The 26959-nt window shown below is 39.9% G+C and carries 21 protein-coding genes; 5 read left to right on the top strand and 16 right to left on the bottom strand.

The annotated features are described in order from the left end of the window. Nucleotides 1-56: 56 nt before the first annotated feature. Together Epro_RS03605 and Epro_RS03600 are read right to left on the bottom strand one after the other, a co-directional pair. On the bottom strand, nt 57-1229 hold the full coding sequence (locus tag Epro_RS03605) for a MalY/PatB family protein (RefSeq protein WP_052570626.1): 1173 nt from the start codon (nt 1227-1229) through the stop codon (nt 57-59). 9 nt (nt 1230-1238) lie between these two features. Next, entirely contained in the window at nt 1239-1682 is a 444-nt protein-coding gene (locus Epro_RS03600; protein WP_052570625.1) for an RrF2 family transcriptional regulator, read from the bottom strand. A gap of 188 nt (nt 1683-1870) precedes the next feature. Here Epro_RS03600 and cysK point away from each other — a divergent pair, with 188 nt between their 5' ends. From cysK to Epro_RS03575, 5 genes are all read left to right on the top strand, one after another. Next, nucleotides 1871-2806, top strand: a complete 936-nt coding sequence (gene cysK / locus Epro_RS03595; RefSeq protein WP_052570624.1) for a cysteine synthase A — start codon at nt 1871-1873, stop codon at nt 2804-2806. Between the two features lie 203 nt (nt 2807-3009). Continuing rightward, nucleotides 3010-3138 carry a hypothetical protein gene (locus tag Epro_RS07190; RefSeq protein WP_272945912.1) on the top strand — a complete coding sequence of 43 codons (129 nt, stop codon included), beginning with the start codon at nt 3010-3012 and terminating at the stop codon, nt 3136-3138. Nucleotides 3139-3549: 411 nt separating this feature from the next. Further along, nucleotides 3550-4908: an autotransporter strand-loop-strand O-heptosyltransferase gene (locus Epro_RS03585; protein WP_202812865.1), complete on the top strand. Its 1359-nt coding sequence runs from the start codon at nt 3550-3552 to the stop codon at nt 4906-4908. Nucleotides 4909-5337: 429 nt separating this feature from the next. After that, complete coding sequence (gene pal, locus Epro_RS03580) at nt 5338-10947, top strand: peptidoglycan-associated lipoprotein Pal (protein ID WP_052570623.1); 5610 nt, start codon at nt 5338-5340, stop codon at nt 10945-10947. Nucleotides 10948-11504: 557 nt separating this feature from the next. Further along, complete coding sequence (locus Epro_RS03575) at nt 11505-12323, top strand: transposase (protein WP_158408996.1); 819 nt, start codon at nt 11505-11507, stop codon at nt 12321-12323. Nucleotides 12324-12664: 341 nt separating this feature from the next. On the opposite strand, the gene Epro_RS03570 is transcribed toward Epro_RS03575, so the two are convergent. The 14 genes from Epro_RS03570 to Epro_RS03505 form a co-directional block, all read right to left on the bottom strand. Continuing rightward, entirely contained in the window at nt 12665-13879 is a 1215-nt protein-coding gene (locus Epro_RS03570; protein WP_052570621.1) for a carbohydrate porin, read from the bottom strand. Nucleotides 13880-13997: 118 nt separating this feature from the next. After that, complete coding sequence (gene nifH / locus Epro_RS03565; RefSeq protein WP_052570620.1) at nt 13998-14873, bottom strand: nitrogenase iron protein; 876 nt, start codon at nt 14871-14873, stop codon at nt 13998-14000. Nucleotides 14874-14875: 2 nt separating this feature from the next. Continuing rightward, nucleotides 14876-15211 (bottom strand): NifB/NifX family molybdenum-iron cluster-binding protein, encoded by a 336-nt coding sequence (locus Epro_RS03560; RefSeq protein WP_052570619.1) that lies wholly within the window; start codon nt 15209-15211, stop codon nt 14876-14878. A gap of 60 nt (nt 15212-15271) precedes the next feature. Continuing rightward, on the bottom strand, nt 15272-16156 hold the full coding sequence (locus tag Epro_RS03555) for a radical SAM protein (protein ID WP_052570618.1): 885 nt from the start codon (nt 16154-16156) through the stop codon (nt 15272-15274). A gap of 47 nt (nt 16157-16203) precedes the next feature. Beyond that, a complete protein-coding gene (locus Epro_RS03550; protein ID WP_052570617.1) occupies nt 16204-17115 on the bottom strand; it encodes a PLP-dependent cysteine synthase family protein in 912 nt (303 codons plus the stop codon). Nucleotides 17116-17135: 20 nt separating this feature from the next. Then, the gene (locus Epro_RS03545; RefSeq protein ID WP_052570616.1) at nt 17136-18302 is read right to left on the bottom strand and encodes a trans-sulfuration enzyme family protein; all 1167 of its coding nucleotides are present in this window, start codon (nt 18300-18302) and stop codon (nt 17136-17138) included. Next, the gene (locus Epro_RS03540) at nt 18289-18627 is read right to left on the bottom strand and encodes a NifB/NifX family molybdenum-iron cluster-binding protein (protein ID WP_052570615.1); all 339 of its coding nucleotides are present in this window, start codon (nt 18625-18627) and stop codon (nt 18289-18291) included. The genes Epro_RS03545 and Epro_RS03540 overlap by 14 nt, the downstream gene beginning before the upstream one ends. A 331-nt stretch (nt 18628-18958) precedes the next feature. After that, nucleotides 18959-19231, bottom strand: a complete 273-nt coding sequence (locus Epro_RS03535; protein ID WP_082121483.1) for a MetQ/NlpA family ABC transporter substrate-binding protein — start codon at nt 19229-19231, stop codon at nt 18959-18961. Nucleotides 19232-19349: 118 nt separating this feature from the next. Continuing rightward, nucleotides 19350-20687 carry a nitrogenase component 1 gene (locus Epro_RS03530; RefSeq protein ID WP_052570613.1) on the bottom strand — a complete coding sequence of 446 codons (1338 nt, stop codon included), beginning with the start codon at nt 20685-20687 and terminating at the stop codon, nt 19350-19352. Further along, complete coding sequence (locus Epro_RS03525; protein WP_052570612.1) at nt 20677-22158, bottom strand: nitrogenase component 1; 1482 nt, start codon at nt 22156-22158, stop codon at nt 20677-20679. The genes Epro_RS03530 and Epro_RS03525 overlap by 11 nt, the downstream gene beginning before the upstream one ends. Nucleotides 22159-22274: 116 nt before the next feature. Next, nucleotides 22275-23060 (bottom strand): ABC transporter ATP-binding protein, encoded by a 786-nt coding sequence (locus tag Epro_RS03520; RefSeq protein ID WP_052570611.1) that lies wholly within the window; start codon nt 23058-23060, stop codon nt 22275-22277. Then, the gene (locus Epro_RS03515) at nt 23057-24064 is read right to left on the bottom strand and encodes an ABC transporter permease (protein WP_052570610.1); all 1008 of its coding nucleotides are present in this window, start codon (nt 24062-24064) and stop codon (nt 23057-23059) included. Before Epro_RS03515 ends, Epro_RS03520 begins: the two co-directional genes overlap by 4 nt. Nucleotides 24065-24137: 73 nt before the next feature. Beyond that, complete coding sequence (locus tag Epro_RS03510) at nt 24138-25175, bottom strand: ABC transporter substrate-binding protein (RefSeq protein WP_052570609.1); 1038 nt, start codon at nt 25173-25175, stop codon at nt 24138-24140. A 94-nt stretch (nt 25176-25269) separates the two neighbouring features. Next, complete coding sequence (locus tag Epro_RS03505; protein ID WP_052570608.1) at nt 25270-26574, bottom strand: O-acetylhomoserine aminocarboxypropyltransferase/cysteine synthase family protein; 1305 nt, start codon at nt 26572-26574, stop codon at nt 25270-25272. Nucleotides 26575-26959 lie beyond the last annotated feature (385 nt).

The following is a 26959-nucleotide window of genomic DNA, read 5'->3' as shown; positions in this document are numbered from 1 at the left end:
TGCTATTAAGATAGAAAAAGTATATCAGCTTATTTTTGTTTTGTCAAGATAAAGATTTACTTATCAATTGCGACTTTTAGTTTTTCAAAAGCAAGTTTTATTATTTCAAGCGGGCATGCAATATTTATTCTTATAAATCTTTTGCCTTCGGTTCCAAAAACTGTGCCTTTGCTTACCCAGAGTTTTGCTTTGTTTATAATAATGTCGTAAAGCTCTTCTTCGGCGCTAACCAAATTGTTAAAATCCAACCATACAAGATATGTGCCTTGAGGTTCTACAAGTTTTACTTTGGGAAAATTTGTTTTTACAAAATTGCGGATGTAATCTAAATTTTTGGAAAGATATTCGTTTAACTCGTCAACCCATTGCGCGCCGTTTTCGTAAGCCGCCCGGCATGCCGCAAGACCCATTGTGTTTAATTGTTCATAACCGGTTTTTTCAATTTCAAGTTTAAATTTTTCTCTGATAATTTTGTCGGCAATGAAAATATTTGAAGCCTGCAAGCCGGCTAAATTAAAAGTTTTGCTGGGCGCCGTGCATATTATTGAATTATTTAAAAATTTTTCGTTTATAGAACCGAAAATTATATGTTTGTGCCCTTTGTAAACAAAATCGCAGTGTATTTCGTCGGACACAATAATTACGTTGTGTTTTAAACATATGTCGCCGATTTTTGTAAGCTCGTCTTTTGTCCACACGCGCCCTACGGGGTTGTGCGGGCTGCACAAAATAAAAAGTTTAACTTTATTTTCAATTATTTTATTTTCAAAGTCTTGAAAATCTATTGTGTATTTGCCGTCGGAATATACGAGAGGATTTTTTACTATTTTTCTTTCGTTAATTTCAATGCTGCAATAAAAAGGATAGTAAACCGGAGTTTGAATTAAAACAGAATCATTTTCTTTTGTCAGCGCTCTTATTGCGGTTGAAACTGCAAAAACAACGCCTGGAGTTTTAACAAGCCATTGCGGCTTTATATCAAAATTAAATCTCTTAAAAAACCAATTGCGCACGGCGTTAAAATAATCTTTTTTTGTTTCGCTGTATCCGAAAATTGCGTGTTGTGAAACTTTAACGAGCGTATCGGCAACTTCGGGCGGCGTTTGAAAATCCATATCGGCAACCCAAAGCGGCAGCACGTCTGCCGGCAACCCGCACTCCGTCGCAAAATCATATTTTAAAGAGTTGGTATTTTTTCTGTCAATAATTTTATCAAAATTGTATTTCATAATAAGTTGCTATAAATAAAACATGTATCCGTCTTCGCCCGTTTGTTTTTCAGCTTCTAAAACAAGATGTTCAAGAGATATGCTTGTAAGAGTTTTTTTGATATTGTCGTCAAGCGCGCCAAATAATCTTTGCATGGTTTTTTCTATTGGCGCGTCGCTTTTTGCTACGGTGTCGGCGGTTTTTTCAAACAGCGCCGCTTCTATTGAAAGCAGAATATCAAAAGCCGATATTTCTTTAGGGTTTTTTGCAAGCTGATATCCGCCTTGCGAACCTTTTGTAGATACAACAAGACGCGCTCTTTTGAGAAGTGAAAAAACTTGTTCCAAATATATTTTAGATATTTTTAATCTTTCCGATAGGCTTATTATTGTAATGTATTCTCCGGTGTTATATTTTTGCGCAAGACATAGCATTGAAGAAAGTCCGTATCTTGCCTTTGCCGATATTTTCATAATCAGGCTCCTTTCAATATTGTTTTAAATATTCTACAATTATATTAACATAAAATCAAATACATAGCTGATTTGTATGTTATATAAAATAAAGTGTTGACAAAATAAAATAAATATAGTAATATTTAAATACATATAATTCATATATGCATTATTTTAAAGAGAGTTTCAAAACAAGGGGGAAGTATATGTCTAAAGTTTACAACAAACTTACCGAACTTATCGGCAAGACTCCGTTGCTAAGGCTTAACAACTACGAACAGGCTAACGGGCTTAAAGCCGAAATTATCGGCAAACTTGAGTATTTTAATCCTGCGGGAAGCGTTAAAGACAGAATTGCAAAAGCTATGATTGACGACGCGGAAGCAAAAGGTCTTCTAAAAAAAGGTTCAATTATAATTGAGCCTACCAGCGGAAACACCGGAATAGGTTTGGCTTCCGTTGCTGCGTCGCGCGGATACAAAATAATTCTTACAATGCCTGAAACTATGAGCATTGAGCGTAGAAATTTACTTAAAGCTTACGGCGCGGAACTTGTTCTTACCGAAGGCGCAAAAGGCATGAAAGGCGCAATTGCAAAAGCGGACGAGCTTGCAAAAGCAACGCCGAATTCTTTCATACCCGGGCAATTTGTAAACCCTGCAAACCCTGCGGTTCACAAAGCTACAACAGGTCCTGAAATTTGGGACGACACCGACGGAAAAGTTGATTTTTTAATTTCCGGAATAGGCACCGGCGGAACAATAAGCGGAGTAGGCGAATATTTGAAATCTAAAAATCCTAACGTAAAAATTATAGCCGTTGAGCCTGCGGATTCTCCTGTTCTTTCCAAAGGAACTCCCGGACCTCACAAAATTCAAGGCATAGGCGCGGGATTTGTTCCCGATACTTTGAACACAAAAATTTACGACGAGATAATTACTGTAGCCAACGACGACGCTTTCAAAAAAGGCAAAGAAGTTGCAAAAACCGAAGGACTTCTTGTAGGTATTTCTTCAGGCGCGGCTTTGCACGCAGCCACGGTAATTGCGCAGCGTCCTGAAAACGCAGGAAAGAAAATAGTAGTTATACTTCCGGACACCGGCGAAAGATATTTATCAACGCCGCTTTTTGCTGAAGTATAATTAAAGACAGAAGTTTAGAAGTTAGGAAGTTTGGAAGATAAGTAACGGCAAAGCCGTGTCATTGTTATGAAAGCAAATTATTGACACGGCTTTTTGCTTGCCGCAGGAGTTGTGTCAACAAATAACATAAATATTGCTTTTTTCAGGAAATTAAATTATAATAGCGAAGTAAAATTTATTACATTTAAAAAAAGAGAAAAAATATGATTTACAGACAGACAGACAGACAGACAGACAGACAGACAGACAGACAGACAGACAGACAGACAGACAGACAGACAGACAGACAGACAGACAGACAGACAGACAGACAGATATTCTTCGCATATTAACGTTTGTTATAAAGAGCGAAGTAAGCAATATATTTTATTTAAAACCTGCTTGGTTATTTAATTAACCGGGCGGGTTTTTTTCGTTTGAAAATAATTAAACGCAGTAAAAGTTAATTCCCCTTTTAAAAAAAAGGAGGCAGGCGGAGTGTGAAAGTTAATTCCCCTTTTGCAAAAGGGGTGCCGGATAATGTCCGGCGGGGTATTTGTTGTTTAGTTGTTGTTGCTCGTTCTGAAGAATAGACAAAGCGCCGAAAACAAACTATTTCAGAATTTGGCGTTACAGTAAAAATCTAAAAGAAAAACAGCAGTTTCTGAAACACTGGTCATTGACCCAAGTTCAGGGCAACAAATAAGGCAACTTCTAAAAAATAATATTGCAATTTCACATAACATCTATCGGAGAGAACCCAAATGCCAGAACAAGAAAAAAACACGTCGCAAAATATAAATCAGGAAAAAACGGCGCAAGACGCGCCCAAACATATGGGCGTAGCAGGGCAAAACGTATTTTTTGCGCCGCCGCAAATAGTTACGGCGTCAGCCGTGCCGCAAGGGGCGGACGCGCCGAATGTTGCGCTGAAAGATCCGTTTTTTGCGCCGCCGCCGGCAATTCCCACACAAGAAGGACCGCTTGGAATAAAGTTTGACTTTAACGACGGCTGCCGAGTGCTTTTACCCAAAGGGCAGTGGCACGTGCAAATAGAAGACGCCGAATCGGGCAATATAATTTTCATATGCGATGTTGACGAAGGGTGGGTTGTAAGCACAAAAAAGTATTATATTCCGTTTGTAATAAAAGTATGGAAACGAGGCGAGCCCAACCCGGTGTTTATGCATGAATTAAATTTAACGGGCAAAGAAGTTGTGTTAAAGTTTCCGGTGGGCACAGTGGGCGATACGGTCGGCTGGCTGCCATACGCGGAAAAGTTTTATATAAAACACAAATGCGCAACAGAACTTACAATGGGCAAAGATATGGTAGATATATTTGCGGCGCAGTATCCCAATATGCAGTTTAGCGCAATGCCCGGAAAAGTCCGTTACGAAAAACCGTATGCCACATATAAAATGGGATTGTTTTTCAGAGGGGATAAAAATAACCAGCCGATAGATTTCAGGCAAGTGGGTTTGCACAGAACGGCAGGATATATATTGGGAGTAGATCCAACGGAAGAGCCGCCGAAAGTGAATTTGAGCTACGAAAGAAAAATAAAAGAGCCGTATGTTGTAATAGCCACAAAAGCGTCAAGCTTGCCGAAAATGTGGAATAACGGGCACGGGTGGGACATAGTCTGCAAGTATTTGAAGTTTTTAGGATACAGGGTTTTAGCAATAGACAGGGAGTATATTTTCGGACAGAACTTCACATATCAGCAAGTTCCAAGGGACGCGGAAGATTTTACGGGCAACAAGCCGCTTGCGGAAAGAATAGCAATATTGCAGCACGCTGATTTTTTTGTTGGATTGTCGTCGGGTTTAAGCTGGCTGGCGTGGGCAAGCAAAATTCCGGTAGTAATGATAAGCGGTTTTACGCTGCCGATATGCGAGTGGAATAATCCCTACAGAGTATTTAACAGCCACGGCTGCAACGGCTGCTGGGACGACGTGAATGAGAATTTTGATCACAAAGATTTCTTCTGGTGCCCCAAACACAAAGGAACAGACAGACAATTTGAGTGCACGCGCTTAATAACAGGAAAACAAGTAATAGGGCATATAGACAGATTGATGAAAGATAAAAACATAGCAGCGCCAAAAGACAGAAAGTAAAGGCAACCCCTAACCCCGCCTTTAACCCCCTTGCGGGAGAGGGACTTGCAAAGCAAGAGGGAAGTTAATTCCCCTTTTATAAAAAAGGGGTGTCAGGCAAAGCCTGACGGGGTATTTGCCGTTTAGGTTGTTGCCTCTGGTTACGAAAAAGAAGGGAAGCACAGAAAGCGAATTGTTTCAAGATTTGTCGTTGCAGTAAAAATTTGAAAATAAAAAGCAGCCTCTGAAACAAGGGGCATTGCCCCAAGGGTCATTGACCCTAAGGGTTATTGACCCCAAGGGTTATTAACCCCAAGGGGCATTGCCCCAAGTTCAGGGTGGCAATAATTAATATAAAAATAAATGGCATGCGGTTATAGTTTGTTTGCAACAGTAACATAAAAAAATATAAGTTGAATTCATAGCGCAATGTGCGCAAGGAGCAACACAATGAGTATAAAAAAAGAGAAATTATTTGGGACTAAACAGCCTCAAGAATTTTCGCCTTTAGAAAACTATCCGGTATCATCGTCCGCCTATTTGGCGTCCGACGAATATGTGTCTTCGTCGTTTAGCTCGGCGTGCAGGGGCCCGGTTATTACCAGATTTTTTAACGGCGGCAAAAAGATTGTGCAAACCGTAGCTCTTACGGCAATGCTCGCTCAAAATTTTGCCCCTTATGCTCACGGCGCTTTCACTTCAAATGTAAATAGCGGTATGACTGTAACAGGGGAACTTGTTTCAAGCGGGCGTCAAAATATAAATTCCGGCGGGTTGGCTATTAGTGGATATCTTACTGATCAAGGGTTTCAGGCAATATACGATGGCGGAGTAGCAAGTGGAATGTTAGTCAGCAAAAACTCTCTAAATGCTGGAGCTCAACAAATTGTGTCTTCAGGAGGTCTTGCAAAAGACACGCATTTAGGCGTTTTTGGAACCCAAACTATTTATAACAGCGGAGTGGCATTGGGTACTATTATAGAAGGTTCTGGGTATCAGTTTGTTGCTTCAGGCGGGACGTCAATTGACACTACAGTACTTTCCTCAGGAAATCAAGTTGTTAGCTCCGGCGGAACTGCTTCCGGCACAATACTCAATTCAGGAGGAAATCAAGTTGTTAACTCCGGCGGAATTGCTTATAGTACAATAATGAGTAACGGTGGTCTTTTGGTTAGTAATGGCGGGTCTGCAATAGATGTTAATCATATAGACGGTGCAATTTATGGATTTGATTTAGGGGCAAGCGGTGTATCGCTTGAAACTAAAATCACCGGAACAAATCAATCCGGTTCTTTTTATGTATCAAACGGGGTAGCGTCAAATTTATTTATAAATTCTACAGTTAATATTAGTTCAGGAGGAACTGCTTACGATACAACGGTGAATTCAGGAGGAAGTCTGAATATTTCTGCAGGCGGGTCTGCAATAGATGTTAAACATAATGTAAATGGCGCAGTCAATGTAGGACAAACAGGAGCAGCAGGAGGATTTGGAGCAGTAGGTATAGCCGGAGCTTTGCTTGAAACTAAAGTTACAGGAACAAATCAATATGGTTCTTTTTATATGTCAAGTGGAGTGGCGTCAAATTTAATTATAGATAGAGGTTTTACTATTTATAGTGGCGGTGTATTATCGGATGCACATTTTTTAATAGCAGATGGCAGTATGCGCATAAATTATGGTGGTTCTGCTATAAATATTACTGCTCCCAGCGCCGTGATATTGAGCACATATATAGATAGTGAGACTAAAATTACCGGTATCAACTATATGCCGGGAGCTTATGCCTCAAACGGTATTGTGATGAATTTTGTTCTTGCTCCGTCTGATTGGCAACATTTAGCTTCAGGTGTGATTGCTTCAAATACTGTGATTTCAGCTGCTTTTGTTGGTTCTTATTTGAGTCGCGGGACACAAAGAGTATCATCAGGCGCAGCAGCTTATGAAACTTATATTATTGGAGGAGCGCAGACTGTATATAGCGGGGGAAGCGCTATTGGAACTACTATAACAGGAGGCTCTTCAGGTTTTGATGATTTTTTCGGCAGTATTTTTGATTTTGGAGTGCAGTATATACACACGGGAGCATATGCGTCTAATACAACACTTTCTAACGGCAAGCAGTATCTTTATCCTGGTGGGATAGCTTACAATACAGTATTAAATGATGGTGGATATCTTGATGTAGATCCGGAAGCTTCTGCAATAGGCGTTGTACAATACGGCGGAAATATGGTTACGTATGTTGGAGCCTATAGCGGCACATATTATCGTCCGGGTGATTATGGTTCTTTATCTGTTGACGGGGATTTGGGCGCAACAAAAGTAACAGGGCTAAATGGCGCCACAAGTTTTTCTCTTGAAAACGGAGTGGCAAGTAATTTTCAAATTTACGGCGGCGGCGCGCAACATGTTTATGACGGAGGAGTTGCATATAACAATAGAGTAATTAATGGATTTTTTAATATTTTCAGCGGTGGAACCGCAATCTCTACGGTTTTAATAAATAATACGGACTCATATAATGGAATGAGTGTTCATGGCGGCGGAGTTGCTTCTAATACTGTGGTACATAGTAACGGCGTAATGGTAATTGATGGAAGTGTTTATGCCGGCGGCGTCAGTAGCGCAGCATCGGTTTATTCTACAGTAATTAACAATGGCGGGTCAGTTCATATTCTCCCCGGTAATTCTGTAGTAGGCACAATAATTAATAGCGGTGGTTATTTAAGGTTGGTTACCGGAGCTTCTTTACTATCTACAACTATTAATAGCGGCGCTTCTATGCAAATAAATAACGGAACTTTTTTCACATCTACAACTATTAATAGTGGGGTTTTACAAACAGTAACCTCAGCGCTAACAATAGTATCAACAACGATTAATAATTTAGCCATGCAAACTATTCAAAGCGGAGCTTCAACTGAAGGAACAACAATAAATTCCGGCGGAACGCAAGTTGTGTCCGGCATAGTTTCAAACACAACAATAACCGGCGGAACGCAAATAATATCCAGCGGAGCAACAGCCACAGACACAACGGTTGGCAGCGGCGGTATAACCAATATTTTGCTTGGCGGGTCGTCAATAGATGTAACGCAAGCGGTTGGCGGGGGAATAGGTCATAGCATTGTTGCAGGCGACACTGCCAAGATTACCGGAATAAATGCTTCAGGAAACTCTTTTTATTTATCAAACGGAGTTGCCAGTAATTTTATTTTGTATAGCGGAGCAAGCCAAGAAGTTGGCATAGGCGGCAGCGCAATAAACACGCAAGTTAACTCCGGCGGGGAAATGAGAATAGTAGCCGGCAGCATAATAGAAGGGCAAACAGAAATAAATGAAGGCGGGAAATTAGTAGGGCGGTTAACGGCAATGGCGTCGTCTGCAGAGCTTAACATAAGCAGCGGAATGTGGGAACAAGCCGGCGGTTCAATAGTAGAAAAACTAAAAATGGACAGCGGCAACATAGATATTCGCGCGGCAAGCGCCGGAAAGACGCTGACAATAAATAATTTTACAGCTGCAAATAATCCTATTATAGATATGAACGTAGCGCTTGGCGACGACGCTTCTGCGGCGGACAAAATTAATGTTACAAACTACACCGGCAATACGTTGTTAAGGGTGCACAACGCCGGAGGAACAGGAGCTCTAACAACAAGCGACGGAATAAAGCTGGTAGATATACAGGACGCTTCAACGGGAACGTTTGCGCTTGTAGGAGGAAAAGTAGATAATGGCGGATACGAGTATAAATTATATCAAGGCGGGTTAGACGGAAGTCCTGAATTGTTTGATTATTTCCTGCGTTCGGAAATAAATCCGCAATATACAAACGTCTTTAAAATAATGGCAAACATACCAATAATAAACGTAGCCCTTGCAAAAACCGGAATGAATTCTCTGGAAAAACGATTGGGCGACTTACGCGCTTTTGAAGGCGGTAACAACGGAATATGGTTAAGAACGTATGGAAAACAGTTAAGCGTGAACGATTTAATAGGGACAGATTTAACATTATTCGGCGTTGAAGCGGGATACGACTATTTATTTAATTTGAGCGCGTTAAATAAATTGTATGTAGGAATAATGGCAGGATATATTCAAAGCGGCGACATAAAAACAAAACAAGATAACGGAGTTTACGCCAAAGGCACAGGCAATGCGCCAAGCGCAGGAATTTACGTATCGTTTGTAAATGAAAAAGGCTGGTTTGTAGATGTAACGGTAAGGGACTTTTTGACAAAATTAGATATGACAAACTACGCAGCCGACGGCACGGAGCTTACGTTTAAACCGGAAAGAAATATTTTGGGAGCAAGCATAGAGCTTGGAAAAACGTTTAAGCAGAAAACCGGAGAAAGAAGTTATGTAAGAATAGAACCCAAAGCAGAGCTGACATATTTGAAAGCAACAGGAGGAGCGGCAGAAGTTAAAAACGGAATAGGCAGTTTAAACTACGACGATGCGGATTATATAACGGGAAAAGCGGGAATATTGCTTGGGTATGTAAAAGTAAGAACAAACGGGTTAACAGTAGAGCCATACATAGAGCTATCTTACAGCAATGAGTTTTCCGGAAAAGGAAAAATAAACTACGCAGCAGCAGAGTATGCATCTGATTTGGGAGGAGGAAGTTTTGAAGGAGCGGCAGGCATAGATGTGGGAATATCAAACAACTTGTATATATACGGACAAGCGACATATGAAAAAGGCGACAAAGAAGAAGGGATAGGCGGCAATTTAGGAATAAGATATAGCTTTGGAGAAACCGCCAAAACAGGAAACAATGTTTCGGAAAACACCGAATATGACGCGGCAGCATATTTGCTTGGCGAAGATTTTAAATCTATTGAGGGGGGAAAACCTGTTGATTTAGAGCAGGAGGAAGGGGTTCCGTTAAAAACATACTCAGGATATATTGAGCAAATAAAAAAAGTTTTAGCGGACAGCGCAAAAAAAGAAGAATACTCCGAAGATGCCTATGATAGTATAGGAGGGCTTACGGCGCCCAAAGCCAACTTGCTTGAAGCGATTAAAGCGTATGAGAAAGAAACAATAACGCCGATACAAGAGTATGAGTTAAGAACGCAGGTAGAAAGAAAAATAGATTATGACTCGCAGCAAGTAAATTTTAAAGCTAACAGCGTAAGCCCCTACGCGGCGGCAGAAACGGCAGGCGTTGCGGACAGCGCGCCGGTTGAAGAAGTGAAAGCAGCGCAGACGTTATGGAAAGAAAAAGGAGCGGGTAGCCCATACTTTAAGAAGTGGTTTAGGGACAGTAAAGTTGTGGACAAAAACGGAAAGCCGCTGCTTGTTTATCAGTTGGAGAAAAATAATTCTTCTGCCTTAAATGAAAATCAAGAAGGCGCCGCCCAAGACGACCAATTGTATTTTACGCCGCGTAGAGCCGAAGCGGATATTTATTCTGACGGCTCTGACGGTAATGACGGTTATATTATGCCGGTATTTGTAAATATAAAAAAGCCCATTATTATAAATTCCAAGGAAAGTCAAATAAACGCCGAAAAAATATTAAATAGCGAAGAAAAAAATAATTATAACGGAGTTATAGCATATGGAAAAGACGGAGCAATAGCAACCGTTGCCGCTTTTAAAGAAGCCCAAGTAAAATCGGTTGAAAACAGCGGAGAGTTTGGCGAGATAGCGCAGACTTTAGCTGAACCTGTGTACATAGGAAGCCCGGAGGTTGAAGTAAATATGAAAACAGTCCATTTTGCTTTTGACAAAAGCGAGCTTTCCGATAATGCTAAAGAAGCGTTGAAAGAAAATGCAAAATGGCTTTTGAAAAACCCCGAAGTAAATATAGTGGTTGAAGGACATGCCGACGAAAGAGGATCAAAGGAATATAATATTGCGTTAGGTCATCGCAGAGCTGCAACCGTTAAAGAGTATTACATTAACTTGGGAGTGGCCGAAAACAGAATTACAACAGTTTCTTACGGCAAGAGAAAGCCGTTAAATGCCGGCTCTTATGAAAGCGCATACTCTCAAAACAGAAGATCGGAATCCAAAAAACTGGAAAAAGCTAAATAGGCGGATAATGCGTCTAAAGGATAGATGATAGGAAGGTAGGAAGATAAGAGGGTAAGAAACGACAAAAAACAGCAATTACAAATTAGAAACAAAAAAAGAGCCGCGCAATTTACTGCGCGGCTCCTTTTTTATTTGTTGTATTGAAGTGAAGAGTCAGCGAATGTTTCTGATTGTTAAAGACTGACAATAAAATAAAAATATGCATCAACGACAAAATACCCCGTCAGGCATTGCCTGACACCCCTTTTACAAAAGGGGAATTTTAGCCAACAGTGTTTTTGATTCCCCTTTTAAAAGGGTTAATGTTCAAAAAGTGTGGTTAAAAGAGGCATTTTTCTAACCAGATTACGACGACAAAAAGAAATATTGATACAATGATTATCAAAAGGGTTTAATAAACGTGTTAAAAACGCTGTAAGTATTGTAAAAGCAATGCCGTAAGAATTCATGGAAAAACAAAGCAAAACAAAACAAGATTTAAGTGTCTTAAATGCTTAAGAACATTTATTTGGAAGAACCGTAGCAACAAACTCAAGAAACAGAAAGTTTGGTTTAAATTGTGGATTACACAAGGCTACACTGTAAAACAATTATCAAAATTGTCAGAGCATTCGCAATCTACAATTAGAAGGACACTTAAATACTGGCTTTCAAAAGAGCCTAATCTTTGTGATGAAAAAGAGCTGTCAAAAATCAAACATGTTCTTTATGATGCAACATATTTTCACAGAGGCAATTGCTTTTTGGTTTTGGCTGATAACAAAACAAAAAAGATATTTTTCTGCGAATTTGTTAGAAGCGAAAACTATCAGCAAGCAAGAAACTATTTTGATAGATTAAAAGCATTTGGATTAAGACCAAAAGTTTTAATTTCCGACGCGAATCAAACAATATTGAAAGTCTTTCAAGATGTTTGGGCTAATGCCATAATGCAAAGATGTTTGATCCATGCCAGTTTCCAAACAATCAGGTTTTTGCATAAAAACTCTAAGACAAAAGCGGCGCAAGACTTAAAAAGCATTGCCATTGCCTGCTCAAGAATTAAAAGCCAAAAGAATAAAGAAGAATTTGAAAATGCTTACACAAACTGGCGTTTGAAATATGAACCTTTTATAAAATCTTTGCCAAATGAAAGCTATGAATACAAAGAAATAAACAAAGCAAATACTTTTTTAAAAGACTCGTTAAAAGATATTTTCTATTTTTTAAAAGATCGTCAAATAGCAAGCAATACGAATTATTTAGAAAATCTATTTAAGACATTAAAAGAAAATATACGCCGTCATAATGGGCTTACTAAAAAACATAAAATCGCTTTTGTTAAATGGTTTTTTTTCTTTAAAAACCCCAAAAAAACCACACTTTTTGAACATTAACCCTTTAAAAGGGGGTGAGTGTGCGACGAATAAGGAGCACGAGCCACGAACGGGCGCTTGTAAGTAAGATGTTAATCCAAAAACGAGCCTGCCCCGTAAGGTTGTAATACGGGGTGAGCGCACCGGAGGACGCGAAGCGGACGGGGTATTTGCCTTTTTGTTTGCTACATTGCGCGCAGTAGCAAAGTCTATAAATAAATTATTTGCTGACAACTAATTTGTAATTAAAGCTGTTGTAAAAATCAAGCGGCGCAACTCAGGGGTTAAGAGTTGCGCCGCTCTTTTGCATACGCGTATACTTCTATTTTATGGTAAAAATTAACAGATTGCGTTTTTACGTTTTAGAAGCTGAACTGCGTTCTAATTCCATAAACAACTACGTCGTCTTTAGTTGTAGCATTTCCGCCCAAGGGGTTTGAGAAATACTGAACTGCAGGCGTAATTGCGAAGTTGTCGTTAAGCGCGTAGCTGTAATACAATTCTGCCTGCGTTTCTGCGCCGTCTTTATAAGCCGGATTTATGTATTTCTTATATTCGTAAGAACCATAAATTTGCCCTACTGCAATACCTACCGTATCATTTGCTCTTGACCAAAGCTCGCCGTTGATTGATGCGCCGATGTTCCACAGTAAAGAATTGTTTGTTGCAACATCATCTATTATTGCGGAGTTTATTTCAGCTTCTGCGGCGTCTGCTTTTTTGTATGCTACTCTTGCAAAAAGACCAAGATGTTCTGTTACTTTCTGATCTGCGCTAAGTCCAAAGCCATAAGAATCTTCGGTTTTTATATTGGCAGAATCAGCTACATTAAGTCCGCCTTCATCTTCAATTTTTTTGTAGTTATACAAATTTTTATTGGCGTTATACCAACCGTAAACTCTGTAGGTTCCGTCTTCAATAGGTTTTAAATCAATTTGAAGAACGCTCAAACCGTTAGAATCAAATTTGTCAAGATCGTTAGCAAAATAGCCTAACTGCGCGCTGACAATTTCGGTGAAAGAATAACCTACTACCGCCGCAACGTTTCTGTCGGGCTTATTAACAAGTTGATTTACAACGAAAGGTCCTGTTTGAAATTGCGATGTTTCATTGTTGGCATAAGCGTTGTTGTCAAAGAACCACCAATAGTTTAATTTTCCGATGTCAAACGAAAGTTTGCCGTCAAGGAAAGTTTGTTCATAATACAACTCGGTGAGTTTTGCGCTTGTGTGTCCGAATGCGGGGTCTATTGAAGGGTCTGCGTCGGAGTTTACCCATCCGTAGGTTTCTAAAGGAAGTCCGAATCCTTTTCCGCCTTCAAAGCGGATAACTATTTTATTGTTGCTTGAAAGCTCTTTTACAAATTTTAAATCAAATGAGTAAGTTGCGTCGTTTTGCGATGTTTCGGAACCGTCGTTGAGTTTAGGGGTTCCCTGAAATAATATTGTGCCGCCGCCTGATATTTTAAGTCCGAGTTTGTCTGCTGCGCTTTCGCTGCCGTTCTGTGCGAATATGCTACTGTTTCCGCCTGCTACTACAAGTGCAGCAACTAAAGCTGCAATTATTTTCTTATTCATTTTATCCTCTTGTTTTTTTATTCAAGGGGTGATATACTTACACTTGTGCATAGAGGTATATCGCCTCTTTGACGGCTGCTAAACGTTTGCGCGTTTAGCAGCTTTTTATTTTTAGTTTTTAAATTCCTGCTTTTGCGCCTTCAATTGTTCCTGTTTCAAGAGCAAGTAAATGGTCTGCCCATTTTGCCGCCCACTCTCTGAGTTCCGACACCGTAAGAGGTTCCGGAACTTTTGAAACTTCGTGAGCCGCTATTTTTTTTGCAAGACTCAAATAAACTTGCGCCTGTGCGGAATTTGGAGCCGCTTCAATTGTTGTTTTGCCCTGAAGTTCGCTCTGAGTTACCGTTACTGAGCGCGGAACATATTCAACAACCTGCGTTTTTGTCTGCTTAACAAAATCGTCAATAATATCTTTTGCGTAAGGCTGATTTATGGAATTGGCTATTACGCCTCCTAAAAGCGCGCCTCCTGCGTTTGAATATTTTTTAATTCCGTTAAACAAATTATTTGCGGCGTAAACTGCCATGAAGTCTGACGATGAAACCGTGAAAACGTGTTCTGCAATACCTTCTCGTATAGGCACCGCAAATCCTCCGCAGACAACGTCTCCCAAAACGTCAAAAATTACATAATCCAAATCTAAATCTTCAAATACGTGCTGCTGTTTGAAAAGTTGTACCGCGGTTGTTATGCCTCTTCCCGCGCATCCTACTCCCGGAGCAGGACCGCCTGCTTCAACGCAAAATATTCCGTTAAATCCCGTGAATATAACTTCCTGCGCTTTAACATTCGGCTTGTCTCTTAAAGTATCTAATACTGTAGGTATATACTTTCCCTGACGCAGCGTGTTTGTTGAATCGCTTTTTGGATCGCAGCCGAACTGCATTACTTTATATCCTAACGTGGACAACGCCGCGCTGATATTTGAAGTAGTTGTTGATTTGCCTATGCCCCCTTTTCCGTAAATTGCAATCTGTTTAATTTTTTTTGCCATTTTTACAACCCCTTTTGTATATTTGCCAATGCTTCTTCAATGTTTCCTGAAAACTCAACGGCTGTTATTGCGTTCTCTTTAAGAATAGGCGTTATCCATATTCCTATTCTGCTTACTACTACGTATTTTGAATCCGACAACAACTTAATTGTTTTTTCCAACCCCTGCTGCGTGTGCCCTGTAGGGCTGCACATTCGCTCTGCCTCGCGAATGTCCGCTACTTCATATTTTTTGCTGTCCGAGTCGTAATCAACAATGGTAAATTTTTGACATTTGCCAAAATGCTGATCTATTATTTTCCCGTCGCTGGTAGCCAAAGCTATTCTTATTTTGCTCATATATTGTCCGTTATGTCGTGAATTTTCAATTTTCAATTCTCAATTTTTAATTGCTGTTTTTTATCCGTGCGAAAACGTATCCGGCTGTCTGTCGTAAAGTTTTGATGATAAATCTTCTTTGCCGGGAATTCCGCAGGCGTCTGCTCTGCAGTGTTTACAGTGATAAAAAACTTCCAAAAAATCGCTTGCCGACTTTCTTGCCTGCGCTAAATCGTCGCAAGTAGGCGCTTTAAAATTTATAAATTCTCCTTGAGGTATAAGGGGGATAATGTTGTAAATATTTGCGCCCGCCGCTTTTACGGCTTTAGAAATTTCAGAAATATGTTTGTCGTTTACGCCGGGAATTAATACGGTGTTTACTTTTAGCGTTACTCCGAGAGCCGCAACTTTTTCTATTCCTTCAAGCTGCGAGCCTATTAAAATTTCCGCCGCAATAAGCCCCGTAAGCCGGACGCCGTTATAAATTATGTGCGAAACGATTTTATCTAAAATTACAGGGTCAACCGCGTTAACTGTAACCGTAACGCTTCTAACGCCGACGTCTGCAAGCTGTTTTGCTTTTTGCGGCAACAAAAGACCGTTTGTGCTTAAGCACTTTATAAGTTCCGGATGCTCGCTGTGAACAAGTTCAAAAGCTTTTAAAGCGTTATCCGTAGCAAGCGTGTCGCCGGGACCGGCTATGCCTACAACCGTAATTTCCGGACACAATTCTAAAGCTTTGTTTACTATTGCCGGAGTTTCTTCCGGCTTTAAAACTTGTCCCGTTACTCCCGGACGTTCTTCGGTTTTGTTTAAAGTTCTGCTGCAAAATCTGCATTGAATGTTGCAGGCAGGGCTTACCGGAAGATGAATTCTTCCGTATTTATTATGAGCTTTTCCGCCAAAACACGGATGAAGCCGGCTTACTTTTATATCTTTAGATTTTATTTCTTTCCCTAAACTCATATGCTTTCCTTAAACTTTGCAGGTAAACATTTAGTTAGGCCTGCGTATTATGCGTATATTTTTTTACTTAAGTATCTGTCGCCTCTGTCGGGGAAAATAACTATTATGTTTCCCGATTTTATTTTTTCAGCTAACTTTCTTGCCGCCGACAATGCCGCTCCGGATGAAGCGCCCGCCAAAATTCCTTCTTTTAACGCAAGCTGTTTTACTTCTTTAAAAGAATCATTGTCGTTTGTTTTTATAACTTCGTCTATTATGTTTCTGTCAAAAGTTTCGGGAAAAAAAGTGTTGCCTATGCCTTCCACTTTATAGCAGCCTTCCTGCCCGCCGCCCATTGTTGAACCTTCAGGATCTGCTAAAACGGCTTTTATATTTTTGTTTTTAGACTTTAAATATTTTGCTATGCCGCTTATTGTTCCGCCGCTGCCGGCGCCTGCTACCAAGTAATCTATCTGCCCTTCCAAGTCGTCGTATATTTCTTTTCCCGTTTGCTGATAATGCGCTTTGGGATTAGCCGGATTTTTAAACTGATCCAAGCAAACTGCGTTTGGAATTGACCTGACTATTTCTTCTGCTTTTTTAAACGCGCCCTGCATTCCGTCTTCATAAGGAGTGTTTATTATTTCCGCTCCTAATGCCCGCATTATCTGCTGTTTTTCCTGTGAAAATTTTAACGGCACCGTAAAAATAACTTTATAACCTTTGCCTATTGCCGCAAGGGCTATGCCTATTCCTGCGTTTCCGGCGGTAGTTTCAACTATTGTAGAGCCGGGTTTTAAAAGCCCCTCTTTTTCGGCGGCTGAAATTACCGCCAAGCCCATTCGGTCTTTAACGCTGCCGCCGGGGTTGGCAAGTTCTAACTTTGCGAATAAATTTACGTTTTTCGGAAAATCTATATTGTTAAGTTTCACTATCGGCGTGTTGCCGATTAATTCGCGAATATCGTTATAATATTTCATATATTGTTACCTGTTATTTTTTACCTTTTACCTGCCGGATTTATTGCCTGTTCTAAATCTGCGATTATGTCGTTTTTATCTTCAATTCCTACGGATAATCTTATTAAGTTATCGGTAATCCCTATTTTTTCTCTTATTTCTTTAGGGATGCTTGCGTGCGTCATGCTTGCGGGGTGACACGCTAAAGATTCTACGCCGCCCAAACTTTCCGCAAGAGCTATTGTTTTAAGATTTTTAAAAAATATTTTGTAGTCGTAATTGTCCGACAAAATAAAAGAAATAATAGCGCCGGCGCCTTTAGACTGTTTTTTGTTTATTTCGTAACCGTTAAAATCTTTAAGTCCGGGATAATAAATTTCTTTAACGGCTTTATTATTTTTTAAAAATTCGGCAACGGCCGCCGCGTTTTCCAAATGTCTGTCTAAACGAACCGCCAAAGTTTTAATTCCGCGAATTAAAAGCCACGAGTCAAAAGGTTCAAGTATTGAGCCTGCGGCGTTTTGAAAAAAACCTATTCTTTCTGCAAGCGTCGGGTCTTTTGTTACGGCAAGTCCGGCTATAACATCGCTGTGTCCGCCTAAATATTTTGTTGCGCTGTGGATTACAATATCTGCGCCAAGCGTAAGCGGTTTTTGCAAATACGGCGTTAAGAAAGTGTTGTCAACAATAGTTAGCGCGTTGTATTTTTTCGCAATTTCAGCTGCGCCTTTAATATCTGTAATTGTAAGCAGCGGGTTTGCCGGGGATTCTATTATAAGCCCTTTAATATTTTTATCTTTTTTAAAAGTTTCTTCCAAAATCATTAAATTTGCGGTATCAACTATTTCATAAGAAACGCCGAAATTTTTAAATATTTTGTCCAATATTCTAAAAGTTCCGCCGTAAACGTTTTGCGACGTTAAAATTTTGTCGCCGCTTTTAAAAAGAAAAAGAACCGTTGTTAAAGCCGCAAGACCGGAAGCAAAAGCAAAACCCGCCGCGCCTTCTTCCAAATCTGCAATTAAAGATTCCAACGCTTTTCTCGTAGGGTTGCCCGAGCGCCCGTATTCATATCCCGCTTTTGTTTTGCCAAGCTCAACTTGTCTGAAAGTTGTAGCCTGATAAATAGGAATGCTTACCGCGCCGGTGGTTTCATCTTCCGCAATTCCGCCGTGTATAACTTTTGTGTTTATATTATTGTTGCTCATTTTTATTTTCCTCAATTATTGCTTCAAGAACGTCTTCTATTTTTTCTTCTACCTGAAAAACTCTTATATTTTTTTTTATCAGAAACTCCGCCGCGCTTTGACCTACTTTGCTTGCAAATACGGCTTCGCAGTCTTTTAAAGTTTCATACGCTTTTTCAAAATTGCTTTCGTCGTGACATCGTTCCGTAGATCTTGCAAACCTTCTGCGTTCGGTTAAAGAAGGTTTTGGAAGTATATCGTAAATATAAAACATATCGGCTCTTCCGAAATGTTCGTCAACGTAAACTCCGTCGGTTGATGCAAATGCAATTTTTTTTAAAGCCATTTTTAACCCCAAATTTCTAATACATATAAAACATATATGTATTAGTTAATGCAAAATAATACAAAGTTATTTTTAATTTGTCAAGTAAAACATATATGATTAATATATTTTATTTTTACAAGGATAAGAAAATTTATTTTTTAACAAAATTAACTTCTCTATCTTCCTAACCGTAAACAGATTTTACAAAATATAAAAAAATCGGTCAACCTTATACGTATTACATAAGGTTGACCAAATAGAAAAGCTCAAGCGGAAGAAATAGTTTTTCTTCGTTTTATTTTTTTCTTCCCCGGCGGAGATATTTGTGCTCGCCGAGGAAAGATACTAATTATTTTGCAGGTATAACTGCGCCTTTGTATTTCTCTTTAATGAATTTTTTTGTCTTGTCGGTTTTTAAAGCCTTAACCAGCGCTACAATTGCCGGGTCATTAACTCTTTTTGAATTTACGGCAATTATGTTTGCATACGGAGAATCTCCGCCTTCGCTAAAAAGTCTTGTCTTTAGATCTATGCCGGCTTCCAAAACTTTATTGGTGTTTGTGCTGTAAGCGTCAAACTGATCTCTAACGCGAATTATCAAAGCAGAGTCAAGTTCTACTATTTAATTTTCCTTTTTTTGTTTTATTTTGTAATTCGTAATTGTTGTTTGTCGTTAATTTCACTTTTCACTTTGCTGTTAAATTCCGGAATGACACTTCGTGTCACTTTTCACTTTACCGTTACTTGTATGTTGCCAAAACAGCGTTGTAAATATCTTCTATCAATCTTAATCCGCCTTTATACCCGAAGTAGGGCGTTGTAAGAATAAGTCTGTATGTTGACGGAAGTCCCGCCGAGAGAAAATCGTAATCTTTTTCTTTTGCAAGCTCTTTGTCCCACGCGCCGCCGATAATAAGTCCGCGTCCCGGGTAAACCGCTTTGCGTATTGTTTCCTGCGCAAGCCCGCCGTCGGGTTCAAAGAAAACCGGTATTTCTCTTTTGTTTGAAATTGTTTTTGCAATATCCAAAATTTTCTGCTGATACTGCTCGGGCGTTTGTTCCATAATAAATTGTTCTTTAGGAACTATGCCTACTTCGTTGAGCAAAAACTTACTTATTCCCAAAACATAAGCGCTGTCGCTGAGCACGTGGAAAAAGTTTGGAAGCCCGTATCTAAACTCTAAAAGAAAAGTTGCAAGATTGTCTATTTCTTCATAAAAATCCTGCTCTTGAAGAGCTATGAAAGCGTCCGCTTTTTCTTTATTTAATTTAGCGCCGTTTTTATTTGCGTAATCTATAAGCTCGCGCAAAAATTTTGTCGTTTCGTTTCCGCCTATTGGAATGTATGGAAACTGATAAAAAGGCTGATTATATTTTGCTTTCAAATTTTCAACTATTTCCGTTCCATACCACGGAGAAATTAAAACGTTAAATCCTGCTTGCGGAATTGTTTTCCATTCGGATACTCCGTTTGAATTCGGCCCGAATAAAATATTTACTTTTAAGCCTATGCCTTCAAGAAGTCTTTTTATCTCTTCAAGATTGCCTTTCCAAAACGGATCTTGATACGGTATTGACGCAAAAATATTTACAAGATTAGCATCTTTTGCGGCGGCTTTGTCGTAAACTTTGTTTACAAACTGGTCTATAATTGCGTTTACAACTAAACTGTGCGCCTGATAATTTGTATATTTAAATCCTGCCGTTTCAACGTAAACTACAGGCTTTCCTTCTTCGCCAAACTGCCTTGCTACGGAATTTACGTCGTCGCCGACTATTGCCGAAGTGCAGCCCGTAAGAATTACCTGCAACTGCGTGTCTAAAACTTTATAAGTGTTTGAAAGAATTTTTCTTAACTTATCTTCTCCGCCGAAAACAACTTCGCTTTCGGTAAAGTTTGTGCAGGGGGAAGTGCTTCCGCCGGCATAACCTGTGGAGCGTTCAAAAAATCCTTGAACCATTGTGCCGCATCCGGGACCCGAATGAAGAAGCGGAACGGCTTTAGGTATTGCCACGACCGTTTGAATTGCGCCAATTGCGCACATAAATCTCTGCTGCTCTATAAGCTTATTCGCCATCGGTATTTCCTCCTAAGAAAAGATAAGGGTTTTGTTCAAGCCACCATTTTGAATAAGGTTTTATAGTATGCTTTTCCAAGTTTTTTACAAACTCGTCGTTTTCAATGGTTTCAAGAATTCTGTTTCCGTATTTTACAATGCCTTCATAACCCATTCCGTAATGCTCGTCGCCTATTAACAGCGAAGGAATTCCGAATTTTGCTCCCCAAAGCGTCATTCCGCCGTGTCTTGCAAGAAGAATATCAGGGCGCACTTTGTTTAAAATGTTTACAAGTTCAAATTCCTGCTTGTTGCAAACGTTGTAATTTGCAATATCTCCGTAATCGTTTACAACGTTTTGTAAAGTGTCGTTGCTTACCGCGCCGTTGTCGTATATCGGGTCATGATGGAAAATTGCCGCGCCCTGCGGTTGCATGCCAAGCTCTTTTAAAAGCGCAAGCAACGAATGTCCGTGCGATGCTCCCGCGGTAACGTAAGCGGTTTTTCCTTTAAGTTTATTTCTTATCTTTTCAATTTCCGGCAGCCACTTTTCTTTTTCTTCTTTTATAAACTGTTCGGCTTCTTTTTCTTTGCCCGTCATTTTGCCGAGTTCTCTAAACCATCTGTCGGTTTGCTCAATTCCGTAAGGAGGAGAAACTCTTATTTCCGGAACATTATATTCCTGCTCTAATGCCGCCGCCAAATAAGAGCCGAGCGTAGAACATATCTGTATGGTTGCCGCCGCTTCTGCGGAAGTTGAAATTTGTTTTACCGTCGCATAAGGCGTAAGATAATTTGCTCTAAGCCCAAGTCTTTTAAACCACTCGGCAAAAATATCCGTGCCCCAAAAATTTACAATATTTATTAAATCGGGCTGCTTTTTATCTGTTTTTTTAATTAATTTTCTTGCTATGGCGTGATAACCGGCGTCAAAACCGGAAGTCCAAATTTTAGAGCGGAAACCCTCGCAAAATATTGCAACTACGGGTATGCCGAGTTCCGCTTCGGCTTCGTCGGCTATGCCGCCGACGTCGTCGCCGATTATGCCTGAGGCGCAAGTTGTAATTATAAAAATTGCGTTCGGATTGACTCTTTTATGAACTTCTCTTATAGCGTCTGAAAGTTTTTGATTTCCGCCGTAAACCGTATCGGCTTCTTCCATGTTGGTTGAGAAAATTCTTCTTTGAGTAGGATTTTTTACGCCTCTGTGCTTGCCGTTTACTCTGTAAGTAAAAGCGTATTCCTGAAGACATCCGGCGCAGCCTACAGGCCCGTGGCTTATTACCGCGGCGTCCTGCACAAGCACAACTGTGCAAGCTGCGTTTGAAGTTGAACAGCCAAGGCACTGGCTAAACGAACGGTTTTTATCCTGCAGCGTGCCCGCTCTTGCTTTTTCTACAAGATCTTTTGCGGTTCCCTCATACCCTGTGACGGAACCAAGCCTGTTTTCGCGCACCTGAACTTCAGATGCTTTTAAATTTATTTTACTCATGTTTGCAACCCCTTGTTAGAGGCAAAGCGGAAAGTTGAAAGTGTAAAGCGGAATAAATAAGATGTTTTAGCATTGCAGTTAATTCCACTTTTCACTTTTTACTTTTCACTTTGTCGTTAAATTCTGTATTCCGGTTCGGGCTTTACTGTTACTAAATGCAGCTCTTTTAAAATTTCTTTTCTTAATGTTATAAAGTCATCGTCGTTTCTGTTTCGTTCCTGTCCGAGATTTACGTCTATTACTTTGCTTATTTCTCCCGGGCGCGCCGTCATTATTGCTATTCTTTGGCTAAGCGAAATGGCTTCGTCCACGTCGTGGGTTACAAGCGCCATTGTTGTTTTTGTTTTGCTCCAAACTTCCGTAAGCATTTGCTGAAGCTCCATGCGTTTAAAAGCGTCCAGCGCCGCAAGAGGCTCGTCAAGAAGAAGAATTTTAGGTTCGTTAATTAACGCTCTTATAATTGCGACTCTTTGCGCCATTCCGCCTGAAATTTCGTGCGGGTAAGATTTTTCAAATCCGTTAAGACCTATAAGCTTTATATATTGCGCAATTTCATTTTTCTTCTCTTGATACACGCCGCGCGCTTTAAGTCCTATAGCGACGTTTTCTTCAACTGTTTTCCACGGAAAAAGTGTAGGCTGTTGAAAAATATAACCGCGCTCGTGGCTTGTTTTTTCTATGCGTTCGCCCTGAACATACAGAGCGCCCGACTGCGGCTGGTCAAGCCCGGCTATAAGACGCAAAAGCGTAGTTTTGCCGCAACCGGACGGACCTATAAAAGATATAAATTCGCCCTGACGTATTTCCAAACTTACATTTTTTAAAGCGTAAACTTTGTTGCCTTTTGTGTCCGTATATATTCTATTTACGTTTTTAATGTTTATTAATGTTTGCGCGCTCATTTTAAAATTCCTCTCTGCCAGCGCAAAAGGTAGCTGCGCGCTATGCTGATAACTGCAAGAATTATGGAAAACGCAATAGCGGTAATAATAATTGCCGCGTAAACTTTTGAATAAATTGACCAGCCTTTCGCCCAATTTATATACCAGCCAAGTCCGGCTTTTGCCCCTATCATTTCGGAAACTACAAGAGTTGCAAAACATAAGCCCGTTGCCGTCATAATTCCGGTAAAAATATTCGGAACGGCATTTGGTATTGCAACATGAATAAGTAAAAATTTTTCGTCGGCGCCAAGCGTTTTTGCAACTTCAAAATAAGATTTAGGCGTGGAAGCTATTCCTTGCGCCATCATGTAGGAAACAGAAAACCACGACGCTATAAAAATTAAAAATACGCCGGTAATAAAACTGTTGGGGAAAACCGCAATTGCAATGGGAATCCACGCTACCGCCGGTATAACTCCGCTTACTTTTATTACCGGAGAAAGCCAGTAGTCCCACTGGCGATACCAGCCTATTAAAATTCCGGTAATAAATCCTAAAAATATTCCTACGATAAGTCCTACGAAAAATAAACGAAGCGAATATACGGTGCTTATAAAAAGCGTCAAAGAATCTTTAACCGTTACATCTACAATTTGCAAAGGTCCGGGAAAAAACGGAAGGGGAAAAATTCCGCTTTTTGCCGTAAGCAAATCCCACGCTGCAAGAGTTATTCCAAGAGCAAAAATAAATTGCGATTTATGGTATAACTTTTTTCGCAATGTCGTAAATTTTATTGAGACTGCGTATAAAGCTACAAACAAACCTGCAAGTATCAGCAAAAACGTTCTGTAAGGCGCAGGGTTTACCGTTTGTTTGAACGGAATAAAATAGTCAACAGCATATGCGAAAATAAACGAAAATATTGAAAGCCAAAACCATAGCTTTGATTGCGGTTTCCAATAAATTGCGCTGTCGTCCGGCGTAACTATATTTGCATGAGATTTTTTTTCCGCTTTTGCCAAAGTAATTTCCTATGTTGTTATTTGCTGTATGTCATTGCGCAATAGCCGCGCAATGACATACAAACAAGTATTGTTAATGAGCTGCGCTGTGTTTTTCTACTCCAGCCGCTTTAAAAACATCTACGTATGCATCGTCAATAAACTTCTTTGTGTTAAGATCTGCAGGCAAATAACCTGTTTTCTTTAACTGGTCTGCAAAGTAATAAGCGTCTTTCTTTGTTGTGTCTTCGTTTGAAAGCAAGTTGTGCTTATGACCGTATTTGTATGTTGTAAGAAGTTCTGCTACAAGCGCCGGATCGTCGCCGGGCAAATAATCTTTTTCAACTGCAATTTTTGCGGCTTCTTCCGGATTGTCTGCAACCCAGTCAGACGCTTTCTGAAGCGCGGTTAAAATTGCGGCTATACGCTGAGGATTTTCTTTCAACTGTTTTCCCGATGCGTAAAGGAAGCAGCAATATTTTCCGGCAAATATCGGATCTTTAGCTATATCAACCAAAACTATATATCCGTCTTTTTCTGCCAATGTTGCATATGGATCCCAAAGCGCGACTGCGTCTAATTCGCCTTTTTCCGCAACAACTGTTAACTGATCCAGCGGATAAGGCAGCCATGTTACGCCTTTTTCAGGGCTGATTCCGGCGTTTGCAAGAGCAACGCTTGTTACGGCCATCGGAGTTCCGCCTATTTCATCAACGCCGATTCTTTTGCCCGCCAAATCTTTAACCGATTTAATTTTTGAATTCTTCGGCACCAAAAGCTTTATGCAGCCCTGATGAAGTCCGCCGATAATTTTTATGTCCAAACCTTCGTTTACTGACGGGAAAAACTGGAAATCGCCGTTTGCTATCGGATATTTTCCGCTTGCAAGCCCGGCTTTATTTGTTTCAAACGTTCCGCTTACAAGCACTGCGTTTATGCCTTCTGCCGCAAAGAAACCTTTTTCGTAAGCAATGTAGAAAGGCGTTCCGCAAGCGCCGCCGCCGAGAGCTTCAATTTCAATTGTTCCGTAAGGAAACTTTTTAGGATCAACTTTTTTACCGCATGCCGACAACGTAAAAAACGCTACTGCAAATAATGCAACTGCCGCTGCTGTAACTTTCAAAAATTTCATTTTTTTCTCCTTGTAAATTTAATAGTCGTTTTATTTGTGTTTTTTAATTTTGCCGGCACATTCGCATTCGGAAAAATTTCATTTTGCCAAACCTCTATTTAAGAGCCGTCTTAAACGCCTGATCTAAATCTGCCGTTAAATCGTCGGCGTCTTCCAAACCTATGGAAAGACGGATTAAGTTTAAAGGAATTTTTGCAAGCTCCAAATCTTCGGGAGTTAATTCGCCGTGCGTTACTTTAAACGGATCTATTACTAAAGATTTTGCGTCGCCGATATTTGCAAGATATGTAAATATTTTTAATGCGTCTATAAATTTTTGTCCCTGTTCTAGCGTGCCTTTAATTTCAAAAGATAATACGGAGCCTGCGCCTTTCGGAAAATATTTTAATGCCAAACCGTAATAATCGCTTGATTTTAACGTCGGGTGATTAACTTTTGCAACATACGGGCTTTTTTCAAGATACTCCAAAATTTTTGCCGTATTTGAAACCTGTTTTTGCACTCTTTCGGAAAGCGTTTCTATACCTATTAATACAAGATACGCGTCAAAAGCGCCAAGAGTAGAACCGAAATAATTTAAATAATCCATTCTTGCTTTGTCGATAAAAGCAAGATTTTTAAAAACCTCGGTATAAGAGCGCGGATTGTTTTTATCGTCTCTTAACGTATAATGTTTTTTATAAATTTGGGGGAATTTTTTTTCGTCCCATTTGAATGCGCCGCTGTCAAGAATAATTCCCGCAATAACGTTTCCGTGTCCGCTTAAAGCTTTTGTTGCGGAGTAAATAACAATATCTGCCCCGTGTTGTATAGGGTTAAATAAATAAGGCGTTGCTATTGTATTGTCAACGACTAAAGGAATGTTATGTTTATGCGCAAGCGCCGCAAGAGCTTCAATATCTGCCACCGCTCCGTTAGGGTTGCTTATAGATTCAATAAAAATTGCTTTTGTGTCCGGTTTAATTTCTTTTTCAAGTTCTTTGATGTTGTCAATATTTTTTGAAAAATCTATATTGATGTTGAATCGGTTAATTATGGATTTAAAACTGTCAAAAGTTCCGCCGTAAAGATAGGGGCTGGTAAGTATTCTTCCGCCGCCTTCCGCCAACACAAATAATGTGTAAGTAACCGCAGCCATTCCGGAAGAAAGAGCCAAACCCGCCGCCGCTCCGTCAAGAGCCGCGACTCTTTTTTCTAAAACATCTACCGTCGGGTTATTAATTCTTGAATAAAGCCATGCGTCTTCTTGAAAAGAGACAATTCTGTTTGCTCTTTCGGTGCCGCCCAAATCGTAAGAGGCTGTTTGGTAAATAGGCACGGAAACCGCGTAATTGTGATCTTTAGGATTGTAGCCTGCGCGAATTTTTAACGTATCAAATTTATGTTTATTGCCTGACATAACTGCTCCTATGTAAAATATTTATATAACATATCAAACATATATGCTTTATAATTTAAATAATTTTAAACAATATTTTTTTATTTGTCAAGTGTTATTTATAATACATATATGTTTTATTGTTTAATTTGTATATACATATATAATACTGGAGTTAACATCTTGGGTATTGCATACCAAAACCCGCCTACTTTTTGCAAGCGATCAAAAAGTAGCAAAAGCCCAGCCTTCGCTAATGCTACGGCGCGGTTCTATCGCCTGTTTTTTTGCTACCCTTTAGTCTCGCCATGATTTACCTTAAAATGTAAAACTTTCTACAATAGATTTTTTCAAAACAAAAAAGCCCACAACGGAGTTACCCGTTGTGGGCTTATAAATTTTGTTA

This window comes from Endomicrobium proavitum, assembly GCF_001027545.1.
In the GTDB taxonomy this organism is placed as follows: domain Bacteria; phylum Elusimicrobiota; class Endomicrobiia; order Endomicrobiales; family Endomicrobiaceae; genus Endomicrobium; species Endomicrobium proavitum.
The sequence above is the reverse complement of the archived record's forward strand: the minus strand, read 5'-3'. Positions and strand labels throughout refer to the sequence as shown.

Bases quoted from the DNA above. Each gene is read 5' to 3' on its own strand.
- Epro_RS03605 (WP_052570626.1), bottom strand. From the start codon at position 1,229: ATGAAATACAATTTTGATAAAATTATTGACAGAAAAAATACCAACTCT.
- Epro_RS03600 (WP_052570625.1), bottom strand. From the start codon at position 1,682: ATGAAAATATCGGCAAAGGCAAGATACGGACTTTCTTCAATGCTATGT.
- cysK (WP_052570624.1), top strand. From the start codon at position 1,871: ATGTCTAAAGTTTACAACAAACTTACCGAACTTATCGGCAAGACTCCG.
- Epro_RS07190 (WP_272945912.1), top strand. From the start codon at position 3,010: ATGATTTACAGACAGACAGACAGACAGACAGACAGACAGACAGACAGA.
- Epro_RS03585 (WP_202812865.1), top strand. From the start codon at position 3,550: ATGCCAGAACAAGAAAAAAACACGTCGCAAAATATAAATCAGGAAAAA.
- pal (WP_052570623.1), top strand. From the start codon at position 5,338: ATGAGTATAAAAAAAGAGAAATTATTTGGGACTAAACAGCCTCAAGAA.
- Epro_RS03570 (WP_052570621.1), bottom strand. From the start codon at position 13,879: ATGAATAAGAAAATAATTGCAGCTTTAGTTGCTGCACTTGTAGTAGCA.
- nifH (WP_052570620.1), bottom strand. From the start codon at position 14,873: ATGGCAAAAAAAATTAAACAGATTGCAATTTACGGAAAAGGGGGCATA.
- Epro_RS03560 (WP_052570619.1), bottom strand. From the start codon at position 15,211: ATGAGCAAAATAAGAATAGCTTTGGCTACCAGCGACGGGAAAATAATA.
- Epro_RS03555 (WP_052570618.1), bottom strand. From the start codon at position 16,156: ATGAGTTTAGGGAAAGAAATAAAATCTAAAGATATAAAAGTAAGCCGG.
- Epro_RS03550 (WP_052570617.1), bottom strand. From the start codon at position 17,115: ATGAAATATTATAACGATATTCGCGAATTAATCGGCAACACGCCGATA.
- Epro_RS03545 (WP_052570616.1), bottom strand. From the start codon at position 18,302: ATGAGCAACAATAATATAAACACAAAAGTTATACACGGCGGAATTGCG.
- Epro_RS03540 (WP_052570615.1), bottom strand. From the start codon at position 18,627: ATGGCTTTAAAAAAAATTGCATTTGCATCAACCGACGGAGTTTACGTT.
- Epro_RS03530 (WP_052570613.1), bottom strand. From the start codon at position 20,687: ATGGCGAATAAGCTTATAGAGCAGCAGAGATTTATGTGCGCAATTGGC.
- Epro_RS03525 (WP_052570612.1), bottom strand. From the start codon at position 22,158: ATGAGTAAAATAAATTTAAAAGCATCTGAAGTTCAGGTGCGCGAAAAC.
- Epro_RS03520 (WP_052570611.1), bottom strand. From the start codon at position 23,060: ATGAGCGCGCAAACATTAATAAACATTAAAAACGTAAATAGAATATAT.
- Epro_RS03510 (WP_052570609.1), bottom strand. From the start codon at position 25,175: ATGAAATTTTTGAAAGTTACAGCAGCGGCAGTTGCATTATTTGCAGTA.
- Epro_RS03505 (WP_052570608.1), bottom strand. From the start codon at position 26,574: ATGTCAGGCAATAAACATAAATTTGATACGTTAAAAATTCGCGCAGGC.